This window comes from Micromonospora sp. NPDC005806 (assembly GCF_042871425.1).
Taxonomy (GTDB): Bacteria; Actinomycetota; Actinomycetes; order Mycobacteriales; family Micromonosporaceae; genus Micromonospora.
The window spans coordinates 89,661-99,687 of sequence record NZ_JBIAIL010000027.1; the positions used below are offsets into that span (position 1 = coordinate 89,661).

The 10,027-nt window shown below is 71.3% G+C and carries 11 protein-coding genes; 5 read left to right on the forward strand and 6 right to left on the reverse strand.

Annotation, left to right across the window (positions count from 1 at the left end; all coding sequences use genetic code 11):
• Window positions 1-150 precede the first annotated feature (150 nt).
• The 3 genes from ACFYOS_RS24975 to smpB form a co-directional block, all read right to left on the reverse strand.
• Window positions 151-1,443 (reverse strand): MFS transporter, encoded by a 1,293-nt coding sequence (locus ACFYOS_RS24975; RefSeq protein WP_387146195.1) that lies wholly within the window; start codon window positions 1,441-1,443, stop codon window positions 151-153.
• Window positions 1,440-2,015, reverse strand: a complete 576-nt coding sequence (locus tag ACFYOS_RS24980) for a helix-turn-helix domain-containing protein (protein WP_387146198.1) — start codon at window positions 2,013-2,015, stop codon at window positions 1,440-1,442. The genes ACFYOS_RS24975 and ACFYOS_RS24980 overlap by 4 nt, the downstream gene beginning before the upstream one ends.
• An 86-nt stretch (window positions 2,016-2,101) precedes the next feature.
• Window positions 2,102-2,584: an SsrA-binding protein SmpB gene (smpB, locus tag ACFYOS_RS24985; RefSeq protein WP_387146201.1), complete on the reverse strand. Its 483-nt coding sequence runs from the start codon at window positions 2,582-2,584 to the stop codon at window positions 2,102-2,104.
• A gap of 118 nt (window positions 2,585-2,702) precedes the next feature.
• Between smpB and ACFYOS_RS24990 the strand changes: the two genes are divergently transcribed.
• From ACFYOS_RS24990 to ACFYOS_RS25000, 3 genes are read left to right on the forward strand one after another with little or no spacing between them, the layout of a single operon-like run.
• On the forward strand, window positions 2,703-3,023 hold the full coding sequence (locus ACFYOS_RS24990; protein WP_387146204.1) for an ArsR/SmtB family transcription factor: 321 nt from the start codon (window positions 2,703-2,705) through the stop codon (window positions 3,021-3,023).
• Entirely contained in the window at window positions 3,023-3,997 is a 975-nt protein-coding gene (locus tag ACFYOS_RS24995) for a TIGR03086 family metal-binding protein (protein WP_387146207.1), read from the forward strand. Before ACFYOS_RS24990 ends, ACFYOS_RS24995 begins: the two co-directional genes overlap by 1 nt.
• A 12-nt stretch (window positions 3,998-4,009) precedes the next feature.
• Complete coding sequence (locus ACFYOS_RS25000) at window positions 4,010-4,354, forward strand: TfoX/Sxy family protein (protein WP_387146210.1); 345 nt, start codon at window positions 4,010-4,012, stop codon at window positions 4,352-4,354.
• Between the two features lie 87 nt (window positions 4,355-4,441).
• Here the strand turns inward: ACFYOS_RS25000 and ACFYOS_RS25005 are convergent, their stop codons facing one another.
• Genes ACFYOS_RS25005 through ACFYOS_RS25015 form a run of 3 tightly spaced genes read right to left on the reverse strand, consistent with a single transcriptional unit; the run spans window position 4,442 to window position 6,641 of the window.
• On the reverse strand, window positions 4,442-5,077 hold the full coding sequence (locus tag ACFYOS_RS25005) for a lysoplasmalogenase (RefSeq protein WP_387146213.1): 636 nt from the start codon (window positions 5,075-5,077) through the stop codon (window positions 4,442-4,444).
• Between the two features lie 11 nt (window positions 5,078-5,088).
• The gene (locus tag ACFYOS_RS25010; RefSeq protein ID WP_387146216.1) at window positions 5,089-5,916 is read right to left on the reverse strand and encodes a sterol desaturase family protein; all 828 of its coding nucleotides are present in this window, start codon (window positions 5,914-5,916) and stop codon (window positions 5,089-5,091) included.
• Window positions 5,913-6,641, reverse strand: a complete 729-nt coding sequence (locus tag ACFYOS_RS25015) for a FadR/GntR family transcriptional regulator (protein WP_387146218.1) — start codon at window positions 6,639-6,641, stop codon at window positions 5,913-5,915. The genes ACFYOS_RS25010 and ACFYOS_RS25015 overlap by 4 nt, the downstream gene beginning before the upstream one ends.
• Window positions 6,642-6,732: 91 nt before the next feature.
• Between ACFYOS_RS25015 and ACFYOS_RS25020 the strand changes: the two genes are divergently transcribed.
• Both ACFYOS_RS25020 and htpG read left to right on the forward strand, forming a co-directional pair.
• Window positions 6,733-7,953: a DUF6236 family protein gene (locus ACFYOS_RS25020; RefSeq protein ID WP_387146221.1), complete on the forward strand. Its 1,221-nt coding sequence runs from the start codon at window positions 6,733-6,735 to the stop codon at window positions 7,951-7,953.
• Between the two features lie 149 nt (window positions 7,954-8,102).
• Complete coding sequence (gene htpG / locus ACFYOS_RS25025) at window positions 8,103-9,935, forward strand: molecular chaperone HtpG (protein ID WP_387146227.1); 1,833 nt, start codon at window positions 8,103-8,105, stop codon at window positions 9,933-9,935.
• The last annotated feature ends 92 nt before the right edge of the window (window positions 9,936-10,027 follow it).

A 10,027-nucleotide genomic window follows, 5' to 3' on the forward strand; every position in this document is an offset into this window, starting at 1 on the left:
ACCGGCCGCAGGTGAGTACCCGATGCGCCCCCTCGCACGCGACAGGTCGCCGCCTTGCTGCGCTTCCTGGTACCCGCGAGCCGCTGCTGCGCACGGCCCTGGGCATTCCGGTCGTCCCGCCGAGGGGGGAAGCGGCTGCCAAGAGAGCGCTTACCGAGCCGCCTCGACCCGGTTCCGGAGCCGGCTCGACCGCTCCGCGGGCCGCTGCTCCGGGAGCTGTGGCCGACCCATCGTCCGCCACGGGCCGCCGAGCAGCGGGGTGAGCGTGACCAGGACGTAGCAGGTGCCGACGGTGAGCAGCGTGGCGGTGGTGCCGACATGGTCGGCGGCCAGACCGGCGCCGAGCGCGCCGAGCGGCATGGCGGCCCACGCGCCCGCGCCGATGACCCCGTAGACCCGGGCCCGCATGTGCACCGGTACCCGTTCGAGCTTCACCGCGCCGATCAGCGGGTTGATCGCGCCGGCGGCGAGGCCGGCCACGGCGAACACCGCGGCGACGACCGGCAGCGGGGGCGCGGCGGCCAGCGCCCAGAAGGGCGGCCCGCCCGCGACGGCGAAGGCGATCACGAAGGTGGCGCGGCGTGGCAGCCGGTGACCGACGGCGCTGAACAGCAGCGAGCCGACCAGTGCGCCGCCGCCCATCGCGCCCACCAGCACACCGAACGCGGTCGCCCCGCCGAGGTCGCGCGCGGCGACGACCGGCAGCAGGACGTTGCTCTTGGTCGCGTCGAAGAGGTTGGTGACCAGGACGAGCAGCACCATGGCGCGCAGCAGCGGCTCGCGGACCAGGAAGCGCAGCCCGGCGGCGAACTCGCGCCAGTAGCCGCCGGACCCGGCGTCCGGGTCGACGGCCGGTCGCATGGCGGCGGGCACCAGGGCGGCGACCGCCAAGGCGGACACGGCGAACGTCGCCGCGTCCACCGCCAGCACCGGCAGCGCGCCGAGCGCGCTGACCAGCAGCCCGGCGACGGGCGCGCCGATCAGGCGGGCGCCGCGCTCGGTGGCCTCGAACCAGCCGATCGCCCGCTCGATCGGTACGCCGGCGGCGGTCGCCGCCTCCGGCAGCAGAGCGGTACGCGCCGTCTGGCCCGGCGTGTCGAGCAGGCCGCTGAGCAAGACCAGCCCGAGCAGCGCCCAGAACGGCAGCCCGACGGTGGCGTGCAGCGCCGGGATGGCGGCCACCGTCACACCGGACACCAGGTCGGCGAGGACGCTGGACCGGCGGTAGCCGATCCGGTCGACGAGCACGCCGCCGAAGGCGCCGCCGAGCACCACGGGCGCGGTGGCGAACGCGCCGGCGAGTCCGGTGGCCGCCGGGGATCCGGTCTCGGCCAGCACGTACAGCGGCAGCGCGATCAGGGTGAGCATGTTGCCGGTCAGCGAGACCACGTGCCCGGTGAGCAACCCGAGCAGCGGGGACCAACGGCGAGGCGTCGACGTCATCGCGGGTCCCGGAAGGCGTGGTAGATCAGCGTGACGGTCCGGGCGTCGGACCGGTTTGGATCGCTGCGGGCCTGCCAGCGGGCGCCCAGGGCCTCCAGGTCCGCCCGCAGCTCGACCAGTTCGTCGCTGGTCAGGTGCAGCCAGGAGTCGCTGCTGACGGTGCCGCGTACCCAGTCCGGGTCGAGGGTGGCCTCGGCGTCGAGGTACGCCCTCAACCGGTCGACGTACCGGTCCAGGATGGCGCGGCGGAGCAGGTCGGAGGCGGCCTTGCGTTCCGGGTCGGCGAGCGCTTCGATCGGTTCCCAGTCGGTGCGGGCGTGGGCCGCGCGCCACCAGCGCTCCCGGCGGTTGCGGGCCAGCTCGGGGGCCTCCCGCACGAAGCCGTGTTCGGCGAGCTTGCCCAGGTGGTAGCTGACCGACCCGACCGCCTCGTCGACGATCTCGCTGAGCATCCCGACTGTCTGCGGGCCGCGGACGCGCAGCTCGCCGAGGAGGCGCAGCCGGGTGGGGTGGGCCAGTGCCCGCATCGCGCGGGGATCGGTGAGGTGCAGCGTCTCCGGCTCGTCTGCCATGCCGTCAGCCTAGACCCACAACAAACGATGTACAAGAAGTCTTGTATTTGGGGACGGCAGCGAGCGCGGGGTGGCGCATCGGTAGCTCAGGCGGGTCGGCGGCCCTTGAGGCGGCGGCCCACCTCGCGGGCGATCTCCCGGTTGGCGTCCCGCTCGGCGATGGCCTGCCGCTTGTCGTACGACCTCTTGCCCCGGGCCAGGCCCAGCTCGACCTTGGCCCACCCGTTGGCGAAGTACATCGACAGGGGGACCAGGGTGATTCCGTCGTCGCGCAGCTTCTCCAGGATCCGGGCGATCTCGATCCGGTTCAGCAGCAGCTTGCGGGTACGCCGGGGCTGGTGGTTGGTCCAGGTGCCGTAGCCGTACTCGGCGATGTGCAGGCCGTAGAGCATGATCTCGCCGTCGCGCTCCTGGGCGAACGCGTCGACCAGCGACACCCGCCCCTCGCGCAGCGACTTCACCTCGGTGCCGGCCAGCACGATCCCGGCCTCGTAGGTCTTCAAGATCGTGTAGTCGTGCCGCGCCTTCTTGTTGGAGGCAACGAGCTTGCGCTCCGTCTCCCTGGGCACGTCGACCTCCCGATGGCGCAGCTGTCTGGTTGACGGGGAGCAGGATACCCGGGGCCGGTGGGTCGCCCGGTCGTCCGCCGTGTTGACGAAAGCGTTAGCCGCCGCTAACGTGTTTCGGGTGATCGACGCGCTGTCCGCCGCTGCCGAGCCGACGCGGCGACGCATCCTTCAGCTGCTCGCGTCGCGGCCCCGCACGGTGAGCAGCATCGCCGCGGAGTTCACGGTCACCCGGTCGGCGATCTCTCAGCACCTGTTGTTGCTGGCGGAGGTCGGCCTGGTGGAGGCCGAGAAGGTCGGCCGGGAGCGCATCTATCGCGTTGTTCCCGAGGGACTCCGCCAGTTGCAGGCCGAGATCGACCGGTTCTGGACCGCCGAGCTCGACCTGTTGGTCGCCGACGCCCACGCCCTGAAGTCTCCACGGATGGAAAGAGATATCTGATGTTCACGAAGACCGTCGTCCTTCCCGTCGACCTCAACGAGGCATTCGCCCTCATCACCGAGCCGGAGCGGCTGCGCCGCTGGCAGACCGTGTCGGCCCGGGTCGACCTGCGCGCGGGTGGTGACTACCGCTGGACCATCACCCCCGGCCACGTGGCAGCCGGCACGTTCCGGGAGGTCGAGCCCGGCAAGCGGGTCGTGTTCGGCTGGGGTTGGGAAGGGAACCCGGACCTCGCCCCCGACGCCTCGACCGTCACCATCACCGTCGAACCGGTCGCCGACGGCACCCAGGTGACCCTCACCCACGAGGGGCTGACCGACGAGCAGGCGGCGATGCACGCCGAGGGCTGGAACCACTACTTCGGTCGTCTCGAGAAGGCCGCCGCCGCCGGGGACGCCGGCCCCGACGAGTGGTCCGCCGCTCCCGAGCGGCTCGACGAACTGTCCGCCGCCGACGCCACCCTGGCCGTGCTCCAGACGGTCCTGCGCCAGCTGACCGCTGCGGACCGCCCGAAGCAGACCCCGTGCGCGGACTTCACCTGCCACGACCTCGCCGAGCATCTGTTCGGCTCCATGGTCGCCTTCGGCGCCATGGCCGGCGTCGAGGTCGTGAACCCCGAGACGGGTTCGCTGGAGAACCGGGTGGCCACCATGGCGGCCCAGGCCATCGAGGGATGGCGCGCCCGCGGTCTGGACGGCACCGTCCCCGCCCCCGGCGGCGGCGAGATGCCGGCCAGGGTCGCGGCGAGCATCATGCCCGTGGAATTCCTGCTGCACGCGTGGGACATGGCCCAGGGCAGCGGCACGCCCCTGGTCGTCAGCGAGGAGGTGGCGGCCTACGTCCACAAGATCGCCGAGCAGATCGTCCCCGGTGCCCGCGGTGCCGCGTTCGCCGACGAGGTCGCCCCGTCCGCCGATGCCGACCCGATGGAGCGGCTGGCCGCCTACACCGGCCGTCGCCCCGTGGCTGCCTGACAGGATTCCGACATGCAGATGCCCAAGGCCACCGACGCCGACAAGCAGTTCTTCCGGTCCATCGTCCCCGACGTGCCGGGGGTCGAGGTCAAGCCGATGTTCGGCAACCTCGGCGCGTTCGTCAACGGCAACATGTTCGCCGGGCTGTTCGGGTCGTCGGTCGGCGTGAAACTCGCCGCCGACGAGCTGGCCGAACTGGCGACGATCGAAGGCGCGGAACCGTTCGGCCCGGCCGAGCGGCCCATGGGCGGATACCTGTCCCTGCCCCCGTCATTCACCGCCGAGCAGGCGGCCACGTGGCTCAACAAGGCACAGGCGTACGTCGCGACGCTGCCGCCCAAGGCGAAGAAGAAGTAGCGGTCTGCGGGCTTGCCGCCGGCGCCGAGGCCGCCGTCCCGCTCACCGAGCCGGACGGCGGCCTTTCGGCGGTCGCCCCAGGGCCGCTCAGGGGCGGCCGGATTCGACCGGTGACCGGCGACGGGCCGGTTCGGGGCTGGCCGAGGCAGCCGCCCAGCCCGTGGTGATCAGCAGCAGCGCGGCGAGGTAGGTCGTCATCACCAGCAGGCCCTGGCCCGGCAGGTGAACCCCGGCCGCGCCCACCCCGATCAGCAGGTCGGAGACGAGGAAGAGCGCCCCGCCGGCCGCCGTACGCCGGGACACCCCGGTCGCGGCGGCGGCCATCAGGGACAGTGCCAGGCTGTAGCCGAGCACGGGCAGCCTCAGCGGCCCCAGCGCACCCCACAGCAGCGCGTTCGCCGCCGCCCAGACGAGCAGGTAGCCGACCATCGCCGGGGTCCGCGGCCGGCGGTGCCGGAGGAACGCGGTGAGGAAGCCCAGCTGGGTGACCAGGAAGCAGCCCATGCCGACCAGGAACGCAGCCTGGCCCGGCACCAGCAGGGCCACGTCCCCCGCGGTGGCGAACACCAGGCCGACCGCGACGCCGTCGACCCGCCGCTGGACCGACCAGAGGTACGCCAGCAGCAGCGGGGCCAGCAGCGGCTTGGCCACCCACTGCACCGCGGTCGAGTCAAGCGCCACCCCGACCAGCTCGACCACGGCGACGGCCCCGAACAGGGGCAACCAGAGGCGCCTCACCGGGACGGCTGCCAGCCGGGCCGGCCGAACACGTAGCCGAACAGATCTCGCCAGGAGCGGGCGGAGCGGGCATCGGCCCAGATCGCGGCGAACTCGTGGGTGGCCACCCGCAGCGGGTTGTAGGTGGTGATGTTCTTGGTCAGCCCGTACCGGACCGCGGCGCGTTCCGGCTCGAAGGTGCCGAAGAGCCGGTCCCAGACGATGAGGATGCCGCCGTAGTTGCGGTCCAGGTACTCGGCGTTGGAGCCGTGGTGGACCCGATGGTGCGACGGGGTGTTGAAGATCAGCTCGATCGGCCGGGACAGCACGCTGATCCGTTCGGTGTGCAGGAAGAACTGGTAGAGCAGGCTGATCGACTGCTGCAGGAAGATCATCCAGGGCGGGATGCCGAGCAGGGCCAGGGGCAGCCAGAAGGGCAGCGAGGTCATCGGGGTCCAGCTCTGCCGCAGCGCGGTGGAGAGGTTGTAGTAGACGCTGGAGTGGTGCACCACGTGGCTGGCCCAGAGCACGCGGACCTCGTGGTGCAGTCGGTGGAACCAGTAGTAGGCGAGGTCGTCGGCGAAGAAGACGATCACCCAGGTCCACCAGTCGCCGGGGGAGAGGTGGAACGGCGCGACCAGCCACAGTGCCGCGTAGAGGGTGGCGGTGAGCAGCTTCCACGGCACGCCGATGATCTGGCTGCCCAGCCCCATGGAGAGGCTGGTGGTGGTGTCGCGCAGCTCGTAGCCGCGTTCCTCGTCGTCGGGCAGGAACCGGTACGAGACCGCCTCGATGATGATGAGCAGCAGGAACGCCGGGACGGCGTAGAGCACGGCGGGGATCATGCTCGGGCTTCCCTTCGGGGGGCGGGGGTGGTGGGCGTGGTGACCGGGGCGGTCAGCAGGGCCCGGGCGTGCCGGGCGGCGGCCGTACCTTGGCCGGCCGCGATGGCGGCGGCGAGCCGGCGATGGCCGGCGACGTCGAGCAGTTCGGCGGCGCGGGCGTCCGGCGGGACGTCCCCGACGGCGAAGGTGCCGGCCACCAGGCTGTTGAACGCCAGCAGGTAGGCCGTGTTGCCGCTGCCGTGCACGACCAGCCGCCAGATCGCGATGTTGGCCTCGGCCATCGCGGCAAGGTCGGGCGCGAGCGAGCCGTACTCCTCGGCGGCGGCTACCAGCGCGGTGGTCACCGCCGGGACGACCCGCTCGGCGCAGAGCCGGGCGGCGTCGATCCCGACGCAGGCCCGCATCTCCAGCATGTCGCGGACCAGCGTCTCCACCGGGAGTACGTCGACCGAGCGGGCCAGCGACAACGCCAGGTCCAGCCCGGCGTGCACCCGCCAGTCCAGCACCCGGGTCGCGCCGCCCTGGCTGACCCGGACCAGGCCGAGCTGCTGGAGCCGGCGCAACGCCTCCCGGACGGCGTGCCGGTTCACCTCGAACGCGGCGGCCAGTTCGCGTTCACCGGGCAGCGTCTCCTCCGGCAGGTAGCGGCCGCTGACGATGGCGTCGCGGAGCTGGCCGAAGACGTGGTCGGAGACCGAGGTACGGGGTACGGGGGCGAAGGCCATGCGGGCAGTGTGGTCTCCGACACATCAACCCGTCAACTGGTTGGACCAGAGTCTCGTCGCCATGCCGGCATCGTTGCTCAACAATGGAGCGGTGAGTGACATCGCCCTCTACCACCCGTACGTTGACTTCCGCGATGAGGCGTGGCTGAAGGGCGCCGTCCTCTACTGGCCGAAGATCGCTCGGATGGTCCCCGACACCACCTGGACCAGTGGCGACTCTGAGGCGGTGCGACAGTTCCGGGACGAGCTTGACTGCATAGTCGACGTACGTCTTCGGCAGCGGGACTACGGTGGCCCGCTCGACCGGGTCGAACAACTCTTCTTCCGGTTCCTCGACCTGCACCTGGCGGCGCTGCTTCCCCGGTACGGCGTCCGACGCCTCGGGATTGATCCGATCGCCGAGGACCGCGCCGGCACCGGCCGCGTCGAGCCACGCGACCCGCGCCTGGCATCGATGCTGCCCGGCAAGGTGTTGTGGTCGCTGGCGGATCGGCTGGCCGACAGCGGCCTGCTGGTCCAGCTCCAACGTCAGCGCGACGACGGGCGGCGTGAGCCGCTCCCTTATCTGGGGCTGCACCGTGACCTCGCAACCCTCTATCTCGCGGTGCTCGCCGACGCCGTGGCCGCCGAGAACCGGATGGCGATGGTCACCGACCTGCCGGTGACCCTGGCGGCGAGCGGCGGATGGACCATTGACTCGATGGCCGCCGTCCTGCTGGACGATCCGGAACCGGCCTCGTTCGCCCGCCCCGAGCCCGCCCAGTCGTTCGCCGTTCTGGCGCTGGCGGTGGCCGTACCGAAGGGCCTGCGAAACGTGCCGGTGCGTCGGATCATCGAGGCTCGGCGTCGGCTCCAGCCGGAGTTGCTCGCCTACCGTGCCTACCTCGATTCGCTGGCGCCCGCCCTCGCCGAGCTGGGTTCGGTGCCGGACCCGGCCGTCCGGTCGGCGCATCTGCAGATGCTGGTCGAGCGGGAGATCGTCGACCGGATCGACGCCACCGGCCGGCAGCTGTCGAAGCTCGGCCTGGAGCCGGTCCGCGCGCTGCTCACCACCCAGACGCTGGTCCCGCCGGCGGCCCTCGCCATGCTCGGCGGCGCGCTGGACCTTCCCCCGGTGGTGACCGGATCGGGGGCGGTGGCGGCCACTGTCGTGAGTGCGACGGCCACCATGCTCGGCGGCCGCAACCAGCTCCGGCAGGCCCACCCGACCGGCTACCTGCTCGGGCTGCGCCGGGAGCTCGGGGCGAGCCACGCGGTGGCCGCGGTGCGCGCCGCGTACCGCCGGGCGGCGGAAGCGGGCCGCCGCCGGTGACGGCCGGCGCCGACGCGGCCCGACGGTGCCGTCGCCGTCACACCCCGTATCCTTTCCGCCGGAAGCCCGAGACATGGAAGGGAGTCGGCGTGAGCGACCGGGTCGAGACGTTGGAGTTCCAGGCCGAGGCCCGTCAGCTGCTCCAGCTGATGGTCCACTCGATCTACTCGAACAAGGACGTCTTCCTGCGTGAACTCATCTCGAACGCGTCGGACGCGCTCGACAAGCTGCGGCTGGAGTCGCTGGTCGACAAGGACCTCGAGGTCGACGCCTCCGACCTGCACATCGAGCTCGAGGTCGACAAGGCCGCCCGTACGCTGACCGTGCGGGACAACGGCATCGGCATGTCCCGCGACGAGGTGGTCGCGCTGATCGGCACGATTGCCAAGTCAGGCACCGCCGAGCTGCTGCGCAAGCTGCGCGAGTCGAAGGACGTCGCTGCCTCACAGGAACTGATCGGCCAGTTCGGTGTCGGCTTCTACGCCACGTTCATGGTCGCCGACAAGGTCACGCTGCTGACCCGCCGGGCCGGGCAGCGCGATGGCACCCGGTGGGAGTCCACCGGCGAGGGCACCTACTCGGTCGAGTCGGTCGACGAGGCGCCGCAGGGCACCTCGGTCACCCTGCACCTCAAGCCCGCCGACGCCGAGGACAACCTGCACGACTACACCGCCGAGTGGACCATCCGGGAGATCGTCAAGCGATACTCCGACTTCATCGCCTGGCCGATCCGGATGACCGTCGAGCGGTCCGGCGAGGACGGCGCCACCACCCGCGACGAGCAGACCCTCAACTCGATGAAGGCGCTCTGGGCCCGTTCCCGGGACGAGGTCGACGAGGCCGAGTACAAGGAGTTCTACCGGCACGTCGCGCACGACTGGGCCGACCCGCTGGAGACCGTCCACATGCGCGGGGAGGGCACCTTCGAGTACGAGGCGCTGCTCTTCCTGCCCTCGCACGCCCCGCTCGACCTCTTCTCCCCGCAGGGCCGCCGAGGCGTGCAACTCTACGTCAAGCGCGTCTTCATCATGGACGACTGCGACGCGCTGATGCCGAACTACCTGCGCTTCGTCAAGGGCGTGGTGGACGCGCACGACCTGTCGCTGAACATCTCCCGCGAGATCCTCCAGCAGGACCGGCAGATCCGCGCCGTCCGCCGCCGCCTGGTCAAGAAGGTCCTGGCCACCCTCAAGGAGATGTCCGCGGAGTCGTACCGCACCTTCTGGAGCGAGTTCGGCGCGGTGGTCAAGGAGGGCCTGATCGAGGACCTCGACAACACCGAGGCCCTGCTCGACCTGGTCCGGGCTGCGTCCACCAACGACCCGGCCGAGCTGACCACCCTGTCCGACTACGTCGAGCGGATGAAGGACGGCCAGTCCGAGATCTACTACGCCACCGGCGAGAACCGGGCCACCATCGAGAACTCGCCGCACCTGGAGGCGTTCCGCGCCAAGGGCTACGAGGTGCTGATCCTCACCGACCCGGTCGACGAGGTCTGGGTCGAGCGGGTCGGCGCGTACGACGGCAAGGCCCTGCGCTCGGTCGCCAAGGGCCAGGTCGACCTGGATACCGACGAGGAGAAGGAGAAGGCCGAGGCCGAGCGGCAGGAGTACGCCGACCTGCTCACCTGGATGAGCGGCGCGCTCGCCGACAGCGTCAAGGAGGTCCGGCTCTCCACCCGGCTCACCACGTCGCCGGCCTGCGTGGTGGGCGACGCGCAGGACATGACGCCGACGCTGGAGAAGATGTACCGGGCGATGGGGCAGGAGGTGCCGCAGGTCAAGCGGATCCTGGAGCTCAACCCCACCCACCCGCTCGTGACCGGGCTGCGCAAGGCCCACGAGCAGGATGCCGACGGCACCGCCCTGACCGAGACCGCCGAGCTGCTGTACGGCATGGCGCTGCTCGCCGAGGGTGGGGAGCTGGCCGACCCGTCCCGGTTCACCCGGATCCTCGCCGACCGGCTCGCCCGAACCCTCTAGACGAGTAAGTCCGAAGTCATTCGGGGCTGCGGAGACGGGGGAAGGGTGTTGATGATCCGTTTGTGACGACAGACATCAACACCCTTCTGACC